The sequence below is a fragment of the Streptomyces sp. WAC 04229 genome, from assembly GCF_003947455.1.
In the GTDB taxonomy this organism is placed as follows: domain Bacteria; phylum Actinomycetota; class Actinomycetes; order Streptomycetales; family Streptomycetaceae; genus Streptomyces.
Genome location: NZ_QHJH01000062.1, coordinates 19,690 through 37,153, shown reverse-complemented (window position 1 = coordinate 37,153; position 17,464 = coordinate 19,690). Strand labels below are relative to the sequence as shown.

The following is a 17,464-nucleotide window of genomic DNA, read 5'->3' as shown; positions in this document are numbered from 1 at the left end:
TCGCCCGCCCCCGCCTGCCCGTCGGCCGCGCCCCCGTCGCGGGCTCCCCACCGGCTCCCACCGGCTCCCTGCGGGACTCCCGTAACTAGGAGTTCACCGGTGCGCCCTCCTGGGTCGTGGCATGGCGGCGCTCTTTCCAGGGCATAAGGCAAGCAGGTCGACGCCCGAACCACGGGTGTCGGATCCTCAGCGGACGGCACGGAGCCGTCCGCCCGGGAGGCCCTTTGCACCAGCCCCACCGTGCGGTCACGGCACGGGAGACGCGGCGGAGGACCGGCCCGCGGTCCGCGCCAGTGCAGGGCGGCCCCAAGGGTCTGCGTCCGCCAGGTCCTGGACCCGTCGGCTCATTCACGCCCTCCCGGCCCAGCGTCCACTCCGTCGCTCCCCGACCTCATCCGAGGGGGTACGTCCTTCCGTGGTGACCAGCACAAAGCGCCACAAGCCAGATCGGCGCACCTACGTTCTCGACACCAGCGTCCTGCTGGCCGACCCGAACGCTCTGCACCGCTTCGACGAGCACGAGGTCGTGCTCCCCATCGTCGTGGTCACGGAGCTGGAGGCCAAACGGCACCATCCCGAACTCGGCTACTTCGCCCGGCAGGCCCTGCGTCTGCTCGACGAGTTCCGGGTCCGGCACGGTCGCCTCGACGCCCCCATTCCGATCGGGGACCTCGGCGGCACCGTCCGTGTCGAGCTCAACCACTCGGACCCCAGCGTGCTGCCCACCGGCTACCGCCTGGGGGACAACGACTCCCGCATCCTCGCGGTCGCCCGCAATCTGCAGGCGGAGGGGTTCGACGTCACCGTCGTGTCCAAGGACCTCCCGCTCAGGATCAAGGCGTCCTCCGTCGGTCTGCTCGCCGAGGAGTACCGCGCCGAGCTGGCCATCACGGACGCCTCCGGCTGGACCGGGATGTCCGAGATGACGCTGCCCGGCGAGCAGGTGGACATCCTCTTCGAGGAGGGGCACGTCTACGTACCCGAGGCCGCCGAGCTGCCCGTGCACACCGGTCTGACCATCCAGTCGGAGCGCGGCAAGGCCCTCGGCCGGGTCACGCCCGACGGCAACGTCCGGCTGGTGCGCGGCGACCGGGAGGCGTTCGGCATCAAGGGCCGCAGCGCCGAGCAGCGGATCGCGCTCGACCTGCTCCTCGACCCGGACGTCGGCATCGTGTCGATGGGCGGCCGGGCCGGCACCGGCAAGTCGGCGCTGGCGCTGTGCGCGGGCCTGGAAGCGGTCCTGGAGCGCCGGCAGCACCAGAAGGTGATGGTCTTCCGTCCCCTCTACGCGGTCGGCGGGCAGGAGCTCGGCTACCTGCCGGGGTCCGAGGCCGAGAAGATGAGCCCCTGGGCGCAGGCGGTCTTCGACACGCTGTCGGCGGTCACCAGCCGCGAGGTCATCGAGGAGGTCACCGCGCGCGGGATGCTGGAGGTCCTGCCGCTCACCCACATCCGCGGGCGCTCGCTGCACGACGCGTTCGTCATCGTGGACGAGGCCCAGTCCCTGGAGCGGAACGTCCTGTTGACCGTGCTGTCCCGGGTCGGCGCCAATTCACGGGTCGTACTGACCCACGACGTGGCCCAGCGGGACAACCTGCGGGTGGGGAGGTACGACGGAGTCGTCGCCGTGGTCGAGAAGCTGAAGGGGCATCCGCTCTTCGCGCACGTCACCCTGACGCGCTCCGAGAGGTCCCAGATCGCGGCGCTGGTGACCGAAATGCTGGAGGACGGTCACATCTGACCCGTCTCTGACCGTCCGCGAACTCCGACCCGCGACGGGTCGGTTGTCCGACAATCGGCGCCGTCCGGAAAGGCCAAGAGCCTAGCCGGGCGGCGCCGCGGCATGTGTGCGTTTCCGAGAATCCCTTGGGCCAAACGGGATGTGAGCTTTCACACGCAACACAGAATTGCCTCACCCCGTCGGGTTACGGCAGAGTCTCATTCCTGTCAGGCCCCGCATACGACACACCTGTACCCCCAGCGGTACGGCACCACAGAAGCACCAGCCTCAACTCCATAGCAGCGTCGTATGCCGCCCGAGCACCACACGGCGCTCTCCGCGAGGGGAGTTGTCCACCGGGCCCGTGCCTCCCGTGACCAGTAGTTGGGGAGGCCAGCGCCAGGGGCACGATTGCGTCCGCGAGGGTCACCGAAGCGGGCGATGCTGGAAGGAAACCGTGTGAGCCGGATCTCGGTCCGGGGATTCGCAGTGGCCTCGGCCACGGCGGTCACCGCTGTCGGAAGCGTCGTCGGAGTTGCCTCGGGCAGCACCGCGCAGAACAACGACGCGGAGGCGACGGCAGCCGGCACGACGCTGCTCGCGGACATCCCCATGGGTGAGCAGGCGCAGGTGCAGACCGCGTCCCTGACTCAGCAGGCCGACGTGCAGGCCATCGCCGCGGACGCGACCGCCAAGAAGGGCGCGGAGGAAGCCGCCCGCAAGGCCGCCGCCAAGACCGCCGTGGCCAAGCAGGAGAAGGCCAAGCAGGCGGCCGAGGAGGCCGCCAAGAAGCGCGAGGAGGAGAAGGAGGCGGCCAGTCGCGACGCCCAGCGCGACTCCACCAGCTTCGCCGTCCAGAGCTCCTACAGCACCGGCCAGATCCAGGCGATGGCCCGTCAGATGGTGCCCAGCGGCCAGTTCCAGTGCTTCAGCAACATCGTGGACCACGAGTCCAGCTGGAACCACCAGGCCGTCAACCCCTCCTCCGGTGCCTACGGTCTCTTCCAGGCCCTCCCCGCGGGCAAGTACGCCTCCGCGGGTGCCGACTGGCGCACCAACCCGGCCACCCAGATCAAGTGGGGGCTCAGCTACATGGACAACCGCTACGGCAGCCCGTGCGAAGCCTGGGCCTTCTGGCAGGCCAACCACTGGTACTGAGCCCGCCGCCCGCCCGGCGCGGACACCGCTCAACCTCGCACAGCCCCTCTCCGTCCTACGGTGAGGGGCTTTCGCGTTGCCGCGATGTACGGTCGGACCGGACGACTCCGGGGGGAGTGGTGGGGAAAGACGGGGGAAGAGGACGGATCATGTCGCGAGTGCCAGGGTGGCTCGGCCGGCTCGGCGCCGGACTGACGCAGATGAGCGGGCGGTTGGAGCAGCGCCGCCAGGAGGCGCGGCGGGACGCCGCCGACGACACAGGCGTGGGCGCCTCCGACCAGGGGCGCCCGACCCCCGAGGAAGCGGCGCACGAGTACGCCGCCACGCATCACGCGGTCGTGGTCCGTGACCGCCCCGACCCCGCGCAGGCCGTGCCCTGGGGCGTACGCGTCGCCGCGGAGGCCGGATGGCGGCTGCTGGTCCTGGCCGGCACCGTGTGGGTGCTCATGCGGGTCATCAGCGCGGTACAGCTGGTGGTGCTGGCGTTCGTCGCCGCCCTGCTGATCACGGCGCTGCTCCAGCCGGCCGTGGCGTGGCTGCGCCGGCACGGGGTGCCGCGCGGGCCGGCCACCGCCCTGACCGCGATCCTCGGGTTCGTGGTGATGGGCCTGATCGGCTGGTTCGTCACCTGGCAGGTCATGGAGAACATCGACAACCTCTCCGACCAGGTCCAGGACGGCATCGACGAACTGCGCAACTGGCTGCTGAACAGCCCCTTCCACGTCACCGACAAGCAGATCAACGAGATCGCCAAGAACCTGCGCGAGGCCGTCGGCGCCAACACCGACCAGATAACGTCCGCCGGACTGGAGGGCGTCACGGTCGTCGTCGAGGCGCTCACCGGCATCCTGCTGGCCGCCTTCTCGACGCTCTTCCTGCTCTACGACGGCAAGCGCATCTGGCAGTGGACGCTGAAGCTGGTGCCGGCGGCGGCCCGGCCGGGCGTGGCCGGTGCCGGCCCGCGTGCCTGGCGGACGCTGACGGCGTACGTGCGGGGCACGGTGATCGTGGCGCTGATCGACGCCATCTTCATCGGCCTCGGCATCTACTTCCTCGACGTGCCGATGGCCGTGCCGCTGGCCGTGTTCATCTTCCTGTTCGCCTTCATCCCGCTGGTCGGCGCGGTGATCTCGGGCGCGCTCGCGGTCGTCGTGGCGCTGGTGACGCAGGGCGTGTTCGCGGCGGTCATGACCCTCGTGGTGGTGCTGGCGGTGCAGCAGATCGAGGGGCACATCCTCCAGCCGTTCATCCTCGGACGCGCGGTGCGGGTCCACCCACTGGCCGTGGTGCTGTCCGTGGCCGCCGGCGGCATGGTGGCCGGCATCGGCGGCGCGGTGGTCGCCGTACCGCTGGTGGCGGTGACGAACACCGTCGTGGGCTACCTGCGGGCGTACTCCCGCGAGGCCGCCGTCCGGCAGACACCCAAGCCGCACGGGGCGACCGCCGTGGACGCCTCACCGGCGGCGGATCCGCCGCCCAATCCGCAGCCGCCGGAGGTGGAGCCGCAGTCGGACGCCTCCCCGGCGTAGGCCACTGCGGCACGACGGCCCCGACGACGCGACGGGCCCCGCCCACCGGAAGGTGGGCGGGGCCCGTCGTACGCGTGCCGCGTGGCGGGGACTACTGGTCGGCCAGGACCGCCTCGGCGTCCAGCGTGACGCCGACGGCCTCGACGACCGCGGCGATCTTGAACGCCTCCTGGACCGTCTCACGGTCCACACCGGCCTTGCGGAGCACCTGCTCGTGCGAGTCCAGGCACATGCCGCAGCCGTTGATGGCGGAGACCGCGAAGGACCACAGCTCGAAGTCGACCTTGTCGACGCCCGGGTTGCCGATGACGTTCATCCGCAGACCGGCGCGCAGGGTGCCGTACTCGTGGTCCGACAGCAGGTGCCGGGTGCGGTAGAAGACGTTGTTCATCGCCATCACGGCGGCGGCCGACTTGGCGGCCTTGTACGCCTCCGGCGTGAGGTTGGCCTTCGCCTCCGGCTCCAGCTCGCGCAGCACGATGGGGGAGCGCGAGGCGATGGCGGTCGCCAGCACGGTGCCCCACAGCTGCTGCGCCGGCAGGCCGGAGTTGCCTATGACCGAGCCCAGGTTGAGCTTGAGGTCCTTGGCGTAGTCCGGGACGGCGGACTTCAGGGAGTCGAGGGACATGTCAGATCACTCTCCCGAGAGCAGCGCGACCGGGTCGAGGGTCTCGTCGCCCTTGCTCCAGTTGCACGGGCAGAGCTCGTCGGTCTGCAGGGCGTCGAGGACCCGCAGGACCTCCTTGGGGTTACGGCCGACCGAGCCGGCGGTCACCATGGAGAACTGGATCTCGTTGTTCTGGTCCACGATGAACACGGCGCGCTTGGCGAAGCCGTCCTCGCCCTCGATGCCGAGGTCGCGCATCAGCTCGTGCTTGGAGTCCGCCATCATCGGGAAGGGCAGGTCACGCAGGTCGTCGTGGTCCTTGCGCCAGGCGTGGTGGACGAACTCGGAGTCGCCGGAGAAGCCGAGGACCTGGGCGTCGCGGTCGGCGAACTCGTCGTTCAGCTTGCCGAAGGCGGCGATCTCGGTCGGGCACACGAAGGTGAAGTCCTTGGGCCACGCGAAGATGACCTTCCACTGACCCTCGTAGGTCTTGTGGTTGATCTGCTGGAACTCCTCGCCCTTCTCCAGCGAGACGCAGGCGGTCAGATCGAACTCGGGGAACTTGTCACCGACAGTGAGCACGCGCTCTCCTTGCAGCGAGGAAACACCCGTTTTGCTGGCGTTTCCCATGGGTTGGACGTTCTTGATGTTGGCACAGGGTGCATTGATTAGTGAAATAGCTACACTCGGTCGAGTTGATCGGAGGTGGCTATTAGTGTCCGGTAAGAAGAGGCAGCCCAGCCTCGCCCAGCTGCGGGCTTTCGACGCGGTCGCGGAGCATCTGCATTTCCGTGACGCCGCCGCGGCGATCGGGATGAGCCAGCCCGCCCTCTCTGGCGCCGTCTCCGCCCTGGAGGAGGCACTGGGTGTCACCCTCCTGGAGCGCACGACGCGCAAGGTGCTGCTCTCGCCGGCCGGCGCCCGGCTCGCGGTGCGGGCGAAGGCGGTACTGGCGGAGGTCGGCGCGCTGCTGGAGGAGGCGGAGGCGGAACGGGCGCCCTTCACCGGTGCGCTGCGGCTCGGCGTCATCCCGACCGTGGCACCGTACCTGCTGCCGACCGTGCTGCGTCTCGTCCACGACCGCTACCCCGACCTCGACCTCCAGGTCCACGAGGAACAGACCGCGAGCCTCCTGGACGGCCTCACCACCGGCCGCCTCGACCTGCTGCTGCTCGCCGTCCCGCTCGGCGTGCCCGGCGTCACCGAACTCCCCCTCTTCGACGAGGACTTCGTGCTCGTCACGCCGCTCGACCACCGGCTCGGCGGCAGGGAGGGGATCGACCGCTCGGTGCTGCGCGAGCTGAACCTGCTGCTGCTCGACGAGGGCCACTGCCTGCGCGACCAGGCGCTGGACATCTGCCGGGAGGCGGGCCGCGCGGGTGTCCCCGCGACGACCACGGCCGCCGGTCTGTCCACCCTGGTCCAGCTGGTCGCGGGCGGCCTCGGGGTCACCCTGCTGCCCCGCACCGCGGTCCGCGTGGAGACCTCCCGCTCCAGCCAGCTCCTCACCGCCTCGTTCACCGACCCGGCCCCGACCCGCCGCATCGCGCTCACCATGCGCACGGGCGCGGCGCGCAGCGCGGAGTACGAGGAGCTGGCCGCGGCGCTGAGGGAGGCGATGGGGGACCTGCCGGTCCGGACGGTCGCTGCGTGACGCCCCGCCCGTCCCGTACTGCGGTCGCCGCCTCGGGCCTGCCCGTCCCGTACTCCGTGCGGGCCCGGGCGCGCGTGTGGGGCCCGTGCCCCGTGGACACGGACCCCCGCACCCGCCGCCCGCGCGGCTACTCCGTGCGCAACCCCTCCGGCCGCATCAGCCGCAGCAGCGGAGGCAGGCTGCACAGCGTCACCGCCAGGACGACCGCCGCGCCGATGCCGGTCATGGACAGGACGCCGGTCCAGTCGACGCGGACCGGGGTGTCCGTCATCTTCAGGAGGACCGTGCCCAGGGTCAGGCCGACCACGCAGGCCAGCAGCAGGCCCAGCGCGATGGGGATCGCCGTCTGCCACAGCACCGACAGGCTCAGCGTGCGGCGCCGGGTGCCGAAGGCGACCAGGGCCGACAGGAGTTTCCTGCGCTCGCGCAACTGCTCCAGCTGCGAGATCAGCAGACTGGCACCGATCAGCGCCAGCACACAGGTCGCCCCGACGAACAGCCCGGTGCGGATGGCGTCGAACCGGTCGGTGCGCTCCGTCGCGGACCACGTCACGGCGTCGGCCAGCGGGTGGACGGCCTCCGTGGTGTTCCGGACGTGGTCCTTCACGTCCGGCACCGACTCGTCGAGCCGGAGGTAGGCGTGCCCTTCGAGGGCGGGAGCCATCGCGGACGACATCGCCTTCGGCGTGAGCAGGAACCCGCCCCGGTCGGTCCCGGCCAGCAGCCCGAGACGCGGCTTCGCCGTCTTCACGCCCTGCGGCACCGTCCAGGGGGCCTCCCGGCTCCTCGGGCCGCCCTCGTAGGACGGGTCGACGTACAGCTTCCGGCCCGCCACGGCCATCTTCGTGGGGTCCACGTCGCCGTCCCACTCGGCGCCCCGGACGGCGAACACGTCCCCGTCCGCGCACGAGTCGAGCTTGGCGATCTCCCGCAGTGACGCGCAGGTGCCCACCGTCATCGTCGTGCCGTTCTCCGGGTCCCGGGCACGGTCGCCGACCCAGCCCTCGGAGTAGTCGAAGACCGCCTTCACGCCCTTGGTGTCCCGCAGCTTCTCGGCGGCCGGGGCCACCGGCACGTCGCTCGGCAGCTGCACCTCCATCTGGGCCTGCGAGAGGTCCTGCCCGGTGGGCTTGGTGTAGTCGCCGTCCACGCCGGTGAACAGCATCTGCAGCGCGATCGCCCCGGCGACGGCCACCGCGATGCCGTTGACCATGCGGGCCGCCGTACCGCTGCTCATCTGGAGTCTGCGCACGGCCAGTTGCCAGGCCACCCCGCCGGCGCCGAGCCGCGCCACGACCGTCTCCACGATCCACGGCAGCAGCGCGGTCACCCCGACCAGGAGCAGGACCACACCGCCGGTGACCATGTACTGGTTGAAGTCACCGCCTTCGCGCCCGTTGCCGATCATCGGGTAGAGCAGCGCCAGCCCGGCCAGCGGCAGCAGCAGCCGCCACCACAGCCGGCGCCTGGCCGGCCGCCCCGAGCGGACCACGCCGAGCGGTTCGATGACCACCCCGCGCAGCGCGAGCAGCGTCACCAGCACGGCCGCCGCCGGCACCGCCACCGCCACCAGCAGCGCCAGCACCGGAGACGGGTTCAGGTAGCTCGGGAACACGCTGATGTCGAACACCTCGGCCGAGCCCGCGAGCTGGCGCCCCACCAGGAAGAATCCGGCGCCGAAGACCAGCCCGAGCACCGCCCCCGCCAGGGCCTCGCCGGCAGCGATCCGCCGGGTCATACGGCTGTCGGAACCCACCAGCCGGAGCGCGGCCAGCCGCCGGTCCCGCCGCTCGCCGCCGAATCGCACGGCCGCGGCGATGAACACCGCGACCGGCATCAGCAGCACCACGAAGACGACCAGGATCAGCAGCAGGAGCACCGGGTCGGAATCCTCCTCGCCCGGATCCGGGTCCCCGAACCGGTCGATACGGGTGACCACGCTGCCGTCGACCCGCGGAGCGAGCCCGTCGCCGCCCCGGTAGAAGGCGAGTTCACTCGAGCCGATCAGCCCGCTCTCCCCGACGGTGCCGACGATCCGGTCCGGCAGCCGCTCGCGCAGCAGCGCGCCCGAGTCCGACTCCAGCAGCTCCTTCAGCGCCGGGGAGACCACCATCTCGCCGACCGCCGGGAACTTCTCCAGGCCCGGCGGCAGCGGTGCCCGCGGACCCTCGGGCTCCAGCGCCCGGCCCCGCACGTTCTTGTCCCGGAAGTCGGTGTCGACGTCGGCGACCACGAGGGTGTCGTCGGCCTTCGGTATCCGCTCCAGGGAGAAGTTGAAGTCGGTTCGGTCGCTCTCCCGTTCGTGCCGGACCTCGAGCGCGTTCGGGACGGCCGTCGTCAGCAGGAGCAGCGCCACGCCGAGGCCGACGCCGACAGCCGTCAGCGCGGCCCGGGTCCACCCCTCGCGGCCGCCGGTGAAGGCGAAGCGGACGCCCAGCATCAGGTCCGCGGCCCACTGGCGCAGGTTCATACGACGCGCTCCATGTCCCGGGACTTGCCGTCCCGTACGACGATCTCGCGGTCGGAGTAGGCCGCCACCCGCGCCTCGTGCGTGACCAGGACCACCGCCGCGTTGGTGGAGCGCGCGGCGTCCGTGAGGAGTTCCATCACGCGCTCGCCGTTGAGGGAGTCCAGCGCGCCGGTCGGCTCGTCGGCGAAGAGCACGCGGGGGCTGGTGACCAGGGACCGCGCCACCGCGACCCGCTGGCCCTGGCCGCCGGAGACCTCGCCGGGCCGCTTCTTGCGCAGGTCGTCGACCTCCAGCCGCTCCATCCAGGACAGCGCGGCCCGCTCGGCCTCCTTGCGGGAGGTGCCGTTCAGGCGCAGCGGGAGGGCGACGTTCTCGACGCAGGTCAGCTCCGGCACGAGCTGGCCGAACTGGAACACGAACCCGAACTCGGAGCGGCGCAGGGCGCTGCGCTCGGAGTCGCTCATGGCGGACAGCTCACGCGCGTTGTACGTGATGGTCCCCGAGTCGGGCGGCACGATGCCGGCGAGGCAGTGCAGCAGCGTCGACTTGCCGGAGCCGGAGGGACCCATCACGGCGACGACCTCGCCGGGGTGGATGGAGAACTCCGCGCCGTCGAGGGCGAGGGTGGGGCCGTACGCCTTGCGCAGCTGTTCGGCCGAGAGCAGGGAACCTGCGGGGGGAGTCATCGGGCCACCGCCTCACGGAGCTTGTCGAGGCGCGCCGCGGTCAGCTCCAGCCACCGCAGGTCGGCCTCCAGATGGAACAGGGCGTGGTCGCAGACGAGCTGGTCGGCGAGGTCGCCCTTGCGCTTGCGGTCGGTGAGGATGCGCATGCTGCGCAGGTGCTCCGACCGCTGCGTGTCGAGGATGTCGGCGGCGTCGCGGTGGGTGAGCAGCGCGAGGACGACCTTGGTGTACAGCGTCGACTGGAGGTACGGCTCGGGCTTCTCCGGCGTGGCGAGCCACTGCTGTACGTCGGTGATCCCCGCGTCGGTGATGGCGTACCGCTTGCGCTCGGGACCGTCGCCCGCCTCTATGCCGTCGACGACGACGAGGCCGTTCTTCAGCAGGCGGGACATCGTCGAATAGACCTGGCCGTAGTGGAGCGGCCGGTCGTGACCGAACTTCTCGTCGAAGGCGCGCTTCAGGTCGTAACCGTGGCGTGGCCCCGACTCCAGGAGTCCCAGAAGGGTGTGACCGATGGACATGCGGAGCACTCTACACACGGTGTATACGTCGCATGTATACGCCCTGTGCAGAGTCCGTGTCCGGGCGTACGGAGCCGCAGGTCGGAGCCGATTGTCACGGTTCCGAAACGACGGAAGCCGCGCCTCCGCGAGGTGCGGCGGCGCGGCGTCCCGGTGTGTGCTGCGGGGTGAAGGGGCCGGTCACGGCGGTGGCGCCGCCCCCGGGCCGCCTCGCGGCGGGCGGCCTCTGCGTGGCAGCGGCCCCGCGTCGCCGGGCAGCCGGCCGGCCTCCGCCAGTGCCCTGCGGAGCAGGAACTCGATCTGGGCGTTGGCCGAGCGCAGGTCCTCACCCGCCCAACGGGCCAGTGCCTCGTACACCTGGGGGTCCAGCCGCAGCAGTACCTGCTTGCGCTGCTGCGGCCGGCGCTTCGGGGCGGGGCCCCCGGACGGGGGGCCCTCGGGCGGCGAGCCCTCGGACGGGGGCGTCACTGGTAGAGCGTCCCCGTGTTCAGGACCGGCTGGGCGGCGCGGTCCCCGCAGAGCACGACCATCAGGTTGGACACCATGGCCGCCTTCCGCTCGTCGTCCAGTTCCACGATGTCCTGCTCGCTGATCCGGGCGAGCGCGGCCTCGACCATGCCGACGGCGCCGTCCACGATCTGCCGCCGCGCCGCGACCACCGCGCCGGCCTGCTGCCGCTGGAGCATCGCCGAGGCGATCTCCGGCGCGTACGCGAGGTGCGTGAAGCGGGACTCGATGATCTGCACGCCGGCCGCCTCCACGCGCGCGTGCAGCTCGACGGCGAGCTTCTCGGTGATCTCCTCCGCGTTGCCGCGCAGCGAGAGGCCGTCCTCCTCGTGGGCGTCGTACGGGTACTCGATGGCGATGTGCCGCACGGCCGCCTCGGTCTGGGTGGAGACGAACTCGATGTAGTCGTCCACCTCGAAGGTGGCCTGCGCGGTGTCCTCCACCCGCCACACCACGACCGCGGCCAGCTCGATCGGGTTGCCGTAGGCGTCGTTGACCTTCAGCACGGCCGTCTCGTGGTTGCGCACCCGGGTCGAGATCTTGGTGCGCGAGGTGAACGGGTTCACCCAGCGCAGGCCGTCCTGCCGGATCGTCCCCCGGTACCGGCCGAAGAGCTGCACCACGCGGGCCTCGCCCGGCGCGACCATGTTCAGCCCGCACATCGCGAGGAAGGCCGCCAGGGCGATCACGATGCCCCCGATGATGAGTGCGGCCTTCCCGCCGGTGGAGTCGACCGCCGTGGCGGAGGCGATCAGGCCGGCGCCGACGAGCAGCCCGACCAGCCCCAGCAGCAGCGCGAAGCCGCCGCCGATGCTGTGTGCCTGGGTCTCCCGTACGCGGGGTGCCGGCATCTCGGGCACATCCGCGGTGACCTGCGGGGCATCGTGCGTGGACATAGGTGGTCCCCCTTATCTCTGAGCTTACTAAGTGATATCACTTTACCCGAGAACGGCAACCTTCGACCACCCTCGTACGTCGGTTCCTGGGGAACGGGTGCTGATTCTCACGTCCGTACAAGGCCGGATCAGTAGCCGTTTGTCATATCTCCCGGTGTTAGCTTTCTGAGCTGACCTGAGCGACGAACCTGTGTGACGCGTGAGCGAGACGTGCACACGGATGACCGAAGCGGAGCGGATCGGACCCATGGGACGAGCGGAAGAGAGAAAAGCGCGACAGCGCGGTGGCCGCCGCGCGGCGCCCAAAGACCGCCGTTCGTCGGGCGCGGGCGGGAAGAGCGGCATACGCCGCCTGTTCACCTGGAAGAAGATCGTCGGCACGTTCTTCGGCCTCTGCCTGCTCGGCATGGGCGCCTTCATCGTGCTGTACATGGTGATCGACATCCCCGAGGGCAACCCCGAGGCCGATCTCCAGAGCAACGTCTACAAGTACAGCGACGGCAGCGTCATGGCCCGCACGGGCGAGCGCAACCGCGAGATCGTGGACCTGGCCAAGGTGCCCAAGGACGTCCAGCGCAGCTTCGTCGCCGCCGAGAACAAGACCTTCTACGACGACGCGGGCGTCGACCTCAAGGGGACCACGCGCGGCGTGCTCAACACGCTCTCCGGCAAGGGCGCGCAGGGCGGCTCGACGATCACCCAGCAGTACGTCAAGAACTACTACCTGTCCCAGGAGCAGACCGTCTCCCGCAAGCTCAAGGAGCTGGTCATCTCCCTGAAGCTGGACCGGGAGAAGTCCAAGGACTACATCCTCGCCGGCTACATGAACACCAGCTACTACGGCCGCGGCGCCTACGGCATCCAGGCCGCCGCCCAGGCGTACTACCGCGTCGACGCCGAGGACCTGACGGTCGAACAGGGCGCGTACCTCTCCGCGCTGCTCCAGGCCCCGAACCAGTACGACTGGGCGATCGCCAGCGAGACCGGCAAGAAGCTCGCCCAGGACCGCTGGAACTACGTGCTGGACAACATGGTCGAGCAGAAGTGGCTGGGCGCGAGCGAGCGCCGGGGCATGAAGTTCCCGGTGCCCGAGGAGCCCAAGGCCGCCGCCGGGATGGAGGGCCAGACCGGCTATCTGGTGGACGCGGCCAACTACACGCTCAAGAAGCAGCTCGTCGCCCAGGGCGCCGCCGAGGACATGGAACAGGCCAAGGCCCTGGTGGACCTCGGCGGTTACACGGTCACCCTCAACATCGACAAGAAGAAGCAGGCCGCGCTGGAGAAGTCGGTCAAGGCCGAGCTCACCAGCAAGCTCGACCCGAAGAAGCGCGACGTCGACGCCGACGTCCAGGCCGGCGCCGCGTCCGTCGACCCGAAGACGGGCGGGGTCCTGGCGATGTACGGCGGCGTGGACTACGTGAAGCACTACACGAACAACGCCACCCGCGACGACTACCAGCCCGCCTCCACCTTCAAGCCGGTGATCCTCGCCGCCGCCGTCGACCAGGACGCCGAGACCCAGGACGGCGTGCCGATCACCGCCAACACGATGTACGACGGCACGAGCAAGCGCCCCGTGATGGACGGCGACCAGAAGGTCGGCTTCGCGCCCCCCAACGAGGACGACGTCGACTACGGCGACATCGACGTCCAGGAGGCGATGAACAAGTCCGTCAACTCCGTCTTCGCCCAGATGGGCATCGACGTGGGCATGACGGAGGTGATGAAGGTCGCGGCCGAACTCGGCATGGACACCGAGGGCGAGCAGGCCGTGCCCGCCCAGACCCTGGGCAGTATGGGGGCGAGCCCCCTGGAGATGGCCGGCGTCTACGCCACCCTCGACAACCACGGCAAGAAGGTCACCCCGCAGATCGTCAAGTCGGTCGAGCACAAGGACCGCACCATCGAGATACCCGAGGCCATCGGCGAGCAGGTGATCAGCGAGCAGGCCGCCGACACGGTGACATCCGTGCTCACCGGCGTGGTCGACGACGGTACGGCCAAGAAGTCCGTACGGGAGAACCCGCTGCGCGACGGCCAGCAGGTGGCCGGCAAGACCGGTACGTCCGACGACAACAAGTCGGCCTGGTTCACCGGCTTCACCCCCGGCCTGGTCACCTCGGTCGGCCTCTTCGGCGAGGACCCCAAGAGCCACGCCCAGGTCCCGATGTACAAGGCCGGCGGCGTCGACTACCGCGTCAACGGCGGCGGCTTCCCCGCGGAGATCTGGGCGGCGTACACCTTCGGCGTCATGGACGAGGTCACCAAGTTCGACCTGGACACCAAGCAGGGCGCCGCGGTGAAGCCGAGCACCTCGCCGTCGGTCAGCCAGTCGCCGAGCCAGTCGCCGACGCAGGAGGAGACCCAGGAGGAGTCGCCCTCCCAGGAGCCGACGACCGAGGAGCCGTCGACCGAGGAGCCGACGACCGAGGCACCCTCCCAGTCACCGTCGCAGTCGCCGTCGAACAGCCCGTCCACCGAACCGCCCACGGGCGGCGGCGGGACGACGGAGCCGGAGAACCCGCTCCTCCCCGACCGGGACCGGGAGTAGGAACCGGCGGCAGGTGCGGAGGCACGCGAAGGGGCGCCCGGTGCTCACCGGGCGCCCCTTCGCGTACGTCTCAGCCGCGGTTCAGCTCGAACCAGACCACCTTGCCCGTGCTCAGCCGGGTCGCGCCCCAGCGCCGGGCCAGCCGGTTCACCAGGTACAGCCCGCGCCCGCCCTCGTCGGTGGCGCGCGCCTGCCGCAGCCGGGGCAGCTGGGGCACGTCGTCGCCGACCTCGCAGCGCAGCACGTCCGTGCGCAGCAGCCGCAGGGTGACCGGCCGGGAGGCGTACCGCACGGCGTTGGTCACCACCTCGCTGACGAGCAGCTCCACGGCGTCCGTGAGGTCCTCCATGCCCCAGCGGGCCAGTGCGCGCCTGGCCAGCCGACGGGCCCGGCCGGGTGCCGCGTCCTCCGGATCCAGGAACCAGTACGCCACGTCGCTGGGCGCGATGCCGTCGAACCGGGCGGCGAGCAGCGCGATGTCGTCGTCCCGGTCGCCGGGGCCGAGCATGTCGAGGACCTCGTCGCACAGGGCTTCCAGCGGCGGCGGATGGTCCGGGCCGGTGAGCTGTGCGGTCGCCGCGAGGCGCTCCCGCAGCTGCTCTATGCCGGTCCACACGTCCCGCAGCCGGGACTCGACCAGCCCGTCCGTGTACAGGAGCAGGGTCGCGCCGGCGGGGGCGTCCAGCTCCACGGCCTCGAAGTCCACGCCGCCCACGCCGATCGGGGCGCCCGCCGGCACCCGCAGCACCTCGGCGTGGCCGCCCAGGTGCAGGAGTACGGGCGGCGGATGGCCGGCGTTGGCGACGGTGATGCGGTGCGACACCGGGTCGTACACCGCGTAGAGGCAGGTCGCCATGCGGTCGGTGCCCAGGCGCTGGGCCTGCTCGTCCAGGTGGTGCAGCACCTCCTGCGGAGGCAGGTCGAGCCCGGCCAGGGTCTGCGCGGTGGTCCGCAGCTGGCCCATGATGGCCGCCGACGTCATGGAGTGGCCCATCACGTCCCCGACGACCAGCGCGACCCGGCTGCCGGGCAGCGGGATGGCGTCGTACCAGTCGCCGCCGACCCGCGCGGTCTCGGCGGCCGGGAGGTAGCGGGAGGCCAGCCGTACGCCGGTGCAGCGCGGCAGGTTCTCCGGGAGCATCGTGCGCTGCAGCTCGTCGGCGATGTACGCCTCACGCCCGTACAGCACCGCCTTGTCGATGCCGAGGGCGCTGTGCGTGGCGAGCTGCGCGGCGACCAGCAGGTCGTCGGCCTCGAAGGCGACGCGCTCCGGGCCGCGCAGGAACAGGGCGGCGCCGATCACCCGGCGCCGGCCGCGCAGCGGCGCGAGGATCGCCCGGCGGCCGTCGGGCACGGCGAACTCGACTCCTTCGCCGAGCAGTTCCGGCAGCGCGGCACGGGCGGCCGGGGTGTCCGTGAAGACCGGGCGGACCCCGCGCAGCACCTCGGCGAGCGCGCTGCCCGGCCGCACCTCGCACAGCTCGGAGCCGACCGCCTCCAGCTCGGAGGGCTCCGGCTGGGCGGCCGGGACGAAGCCGCCCTCGGTGTCCCGCTCGGCCGGTATCCGGTCGGTGCGCCGCAGCCGCAGCACCAGCGGGCCGGTGGGGCGCTCGTCGCCGACCGGCAGCGGCTCGCGCAGGTAGACGAGGATCGCGTCGGCGAACGTCGGAACGGTGGCCCGGCACAGACCCATCACGATCTCGTCCAGGTCCATGCCCCGGGCGATCCGCCGGGTCGCGGCTCCCACGAACCGCAGCCGGTCCCCGTCCCGCCGCATCGGCGTGGGCTGCCCGGGCGCGGTGGGCTGCCCGGTCCGCCGCTCCGGCTCCGGCGCGGTCCGGCGGTCCGTGCCGGGCGGTGCCGCGGGCGTGGACGGCACGCCGCCCGGCTGCACCGGGACGCCCTCGGCCGCGGGCCGCGGGCGGTGCGTGTCGGGTTCGGCGGCCTGCTCTGCGCCGGGCTGGGCGTGCTCGTAGGCGCCGGGCGAGTCGGCGCCCGCGGTGGGCGGCGTCTCTCCCGCGCGTCCCTGTGCCGGTAACGCGGACCCGGAGGCGCGCGGCTCCACGGGGGTACGCATGAGCGCCCCGCGGGGATCCGTGGGGTCGGCGCCCGTCATCGGGCGGTCGAAGGAGGTCGGGTGCTCCGTCACGCGTGTCGAATCCATCCGTCCGGGACTGCGCGCGGCGCGTGCAGTTCGTCCCGCAGAAAACCCGATACCCGGAATACGTGCCCGAGGAACGGGGTTCCCGCGTGGTCAGAGGCTGTTGCCGTGTCACCGGCGGGCCGTCGGCGGCCCGTCTCCGTGTTGCCCTCGTACCCCTCGCTCACGTCCTGCCGCCCCTCGGTGACGATCGGTCAAGCACAGCGCACGCTCCGCCGGTTGCCGTTGCCGCGCTCCCTTGCGGAGGACGATCCTACGTTTCTTGCCCGGGGGCACTTCAAGGGTCTCATGAGGACACGTGCGCGGGCGTGCGATCCCAGTCCCCCGGCAGCGACGGTACCGCCCACGCCGGATCGGGGCGCCAGTCCTCCCAGCCGTCGGTGAACGGCGAGCCCCAGGCGCGGATCCCCGCGACCGCGGCCCGGCCCGCCGCCCGCACCCGCTCGGCCTGCCCGGCGTCCATCAGCCGGTCCCGCAGGGCCTGCGCGAACTCGTCCTCGTCCCGCCAGTACCAGGTGCGGTCCGGGTGGACGGAGATGTCCAGGAAGTGGTCCTCGGAGTCGACACCGCCCTCCCAACGGGCCAGCGGCTCCTCCAGGTTCACGTACCAGTTCTTGAACCGCCAGCCCGGATCCCAGAACAGCCACACCGACCAGGGCTCGCCGGGCCGCGCCAGCTTCAGCACGCCGGTGCCGAACCACCGGTCGCGCTGCACGGTGCGCGGCTTGGTGTAGCGCGAGGCCAGCGGCTCCAGGTGCACGGGCGTACCGTCGGCGAGCACCGGCCTCACGCACTCGGTGCCGGGCGCCAGCCACACCGCGAGCAGGTCGGCGTCGTCCCGTACGACGGTGACGGGGCGCGCGATGTGGAGGCGCGGGCCGCCGTTCTCCCGGTACCGCCACAGGATGTGACTCCCGGGCTCCCAGAACTCCGGGGCCGCCGCACCGCCCGCCTCCGTGGCCTCGCTCACCGCTTCACCGTCTGCCATGCACAGATATTAGGTG

14 protein-coding genes are annotated in these 17,464 nt (G+C 71.4%); 5 read left to right on the top strand and 9 right to left on the bottom strand.

All coding sequences use genetic code 11. The features are described from left to right. The first annotated feature begins 415 nt into the window (after nucleotides 1-415). The 3 genes from DMH12_RS18695 (at nucleotide 416) to DMH12_RS18685 (ending at nucleotide 4,407) form a co-directional block, all read left to right on the top strand. Nucleotides 416-1,741, top strand: coding sequence for a PhoH family protein (locus DMH12_RS18695; RefSeq protein WP_125492692.1), 1,326 nt, complete (start codon nucleotides 416-418; stop codon nucleotides 1,739-1,741). Nucleotides 1,742-2,179: 438 nt separating this feature from the next. Then, nucleotides 2,180-2,878: a transglycosylase SLT domain-containing protein gene (locus DMH12_RS18690; RefSeq protein WP_185832396.1), complete on the top strand. Its 699-nt coding sequence runs from the start codon at nucleotides 2,180-2,182 to the stop codon at nucleotides 2,876-2,878. Between the two features lie 149 nt (nucleotides 2,879-3,027). Next, nucleotides 3,028-4,407 (top strand): AI-2E family transporter, encoded by a 1,380-nt coding sequence (locus DMH12_RS18685; protein ID WP_125492690.1) that lies wholly within the window; start codon nucleotides 3,028-3,030, stop codon nucleotides 4,405-4,407. A 91-nt stretch (nucleotides 4,408-4,498) separates the two neighbouring features. Here DMH12_RS18685 and DMH12_RS18680 read toward each other — a convergent pair whose 3' ends face one another. Beyond that, nucleotides 4,499-5,035, bottom strand: a complete 537-nt coding sequence (locus DMH12_RS18680; RefSeq protein ID WP_125492689.1) for an alkyl hydroperoxide reductase — start codon at nucleotides 5,033-5,035, stop codon at nucleotides 4,499-4,501. A gap of 6 nt (nucleotides 5,036-5,041) precedes the next feature. Continuing rightward, a complete protein-coding gene (locus tag DMH12_RS18675; protein ID WP_122616009.1) occupies nucleotides 5,042-5,596 on the bottom strand; it encodes a peroxiredoxin in 555 nt (184 codons plus the stop codon). A 133-nt stretch (nucleotides 5,597-5,729) separates the two neighbouring features. On the opposite strand from DMH12_RS18675, the gene DMH12_RS18670 reads away from it, so the two are divergent. After that, on the top strand, nucleotides 5,730-6,668 hold the full coding sequence (locus tag DMH12_RS18670) for a LysR substrate-binding domain-containing protein (protein ID WP_125492688.1): 939 nt from the start codon (nucleotides 5,730-5,732) through the stop codon (nucleotides 6,666-6,668). 127 nt (nucleotides 6,669-6,795) lie between these two features. On the opposite strand, the gene DMH12_RS18665 is transcribed toward DMH12_RS18670, so the two are convergent. The 5 genes from DMH12_RS18665 to DMH12_RS18645 form a co-directional block, all read right to left on the bottom strand. Next, nucleotides 6,796-9,138, bottom strand: a complete 2,343-nt coding sequence (locus DMH12_RS18665) for an ABC transporter permease (RefSeq protein ID WP_185832395.1) — start codon at nucleotides 9,136-9,138, stop codon at nucleotides 6,796-6,798. After that, nucleotides 9,135-9,824: an ABC transporter ATP-binding protein gene (locus tag DMH12_RS18660; protein ID WP_125492687.1), complete on the bottom strand. Its 690-nt coding sequence runs from the start codon at nucleotides 9,822-9,824 to the stop codon at nucleotides 9,135-9,137. The genes DMH12_RS18665 and DMH12_RS18660 overlap by 4 nt, the downstream gene beginning before the upstream one ends. After that, the gene (locus tag DMH12_RS18655) at nucleotides 9,821-10,345 is read right to left on the bottom strand and encodes a PadR family transcriptional regulator (RefSeq protein ID WP_122616012.1); all 525 of its coding nucleotides are present in this window, start codon (nucleotides 10,343-10,345) and stop codon (nucleotides 9,821-9,823) included. Before DMH12_RS18655 ends, DMH12_RS18660 begins: the two co-directional genes overlap by 4 nt. A gap of 180 nt (nucleotides 10,346-10,525) precedes the next feature. Continuing rightward, nucleotides 10,526-10,813, bottom strand: a complete 288-nt coding sequence (locus DMH12_RS18650; RefSeq protein ID WP_125492686.1) for a hypothetical protein — start codon at nucleotides 10,811-10,813, stop codon at nucleotides 10,526-10,528. Beyond that, complete coding sequence (locus tag DMH12_RS18645) at nucleotides 10,810-11,748, bottom strand: SPFH domain-containing protein (protein ID WP_125492685.1); 939 nt, start codon at nucleotides 11,746-11,748, stop codon at nucleotides 10,810-10,812. The genes DMH12_RS18650 and DMH12_RS18645 overlap by 4 nt, the downstream gene beginning before the upstream one ends. 247 nt (nucleotides 11,749-11,995) lie before the next feature. Here DMH12_RS18645 and DMH12_RS18640 point away from each other — a divergent pair, with 247 nt between their 5' ends. Next, nucleotides 11,996-14,299 carry a transglycosylase domain-containing protein gene (locus DMH12_RS18640; protein WP_185832394.1) on the top strand — a complete coding sequence of 768 codons (2,304 nt, stop codon included), beginning with the start codon at nucleotides 11,996-11,998 and terminating at the stop codon, nucleotides 14,297-14,299. Between the two features lie 70 nt (nucleotides 14,300-14,369). On the opposite strand, the gene DMH12_RS18635 is transcribed toward DMH12_RS18640, so the two are convergent. Together DMH12_RS18635 and DMH12_RS18630 are read right to left on the bottom strand one after the other, a co-directional pair. Further along, entirely contained in the window at nucleotides 14,370-16,463 is a 2,094-nt protein-coding gene (locus DMH12_RS18635) for a SpoIIE family protein phosphatase (protein ID WP_185832393.1), read from the bottom strand. Between the two features lie 283 nt (nucleotides 16,464-16,746). After that, on the bottom strand, nucleotides 16,747-17,448 hold the full coding sequence (locus DMH12_RS18630; RefSeq protein ID WP_125492683.1) for a DUF402 domain-containing protein: 702 nt from the start codon (nucleotides 17,446-17,448) through the stop codon (nucleotides 16,747-16,749). Between the last annotated feature and the right edge of the window lie 16 nt (nucleotides 17,449-17,464).

Coding starts and splice junctions, on each gene's coding strand:
- DMH12_RS18665 (WP_185832395.1), bottom strand. CDS start 9,138: ATGAACCTGCGCCAGTGGGCCGCGGACCTGATGCTGGGCGTCCGCTTC.
- DMH12_RS18655 (WP_122616012.1), bottom strand. CDS start 10,345: ATGTCCATCGGTCACACCCTTCTGGGACTCCTGGAGTCGGGGCCACGC.
- DMH12_RS18630 (WP_125492683.1), bottom strand. CDS start 17,448: ATGGCAGACGGTGAAGCGGTGAGCGAGGCCACGGAGGCGGGCGGTGCG.
- DMH12_RS18685 (WP_125492690.1), top strand. CDS start 3,028: ATGTCGCGAGTGCCAGGGTGGCTCGGCCGGCTCGGCGCCGGACTGACG.
- DMH12_RS18680 (WP_125492689.1), bottom strand. CDS start 5,035: ATGTCCCTCGACTCCCTGAAGTCCGCCGTCCCGGACTACGCCAAGGAC.
- DMH12_RS18640 (WP_185832394.1), top strand. CDS start 11,996: ATGGGACGAGCGGAAGAGAGAAAAGCGCGACAGCGCGGTGGCCGCCGC.
- DMH12_RS18635 (WP_185832393.1), bottom strand. CDS start 16,463: ATGGATTCGACACGCGTGACGGAGCACCCGACCTCCTTCGACCGCCCG.
- DMH12_RS18660 (WP_125492687.1), bottom strand. CDS start 9,824: ATGACTCCCCCCGCAGGTTCCCTGCTCTCGGCCGAACAGCTGCGCAAG.
- DMH12_RS18645 (WP_125492685.1), bottom strand. CDS start 11,748: ATGTCCACGCACGATGCCCCGCAGGTCACCGCGGATGTGCCCGAGATG.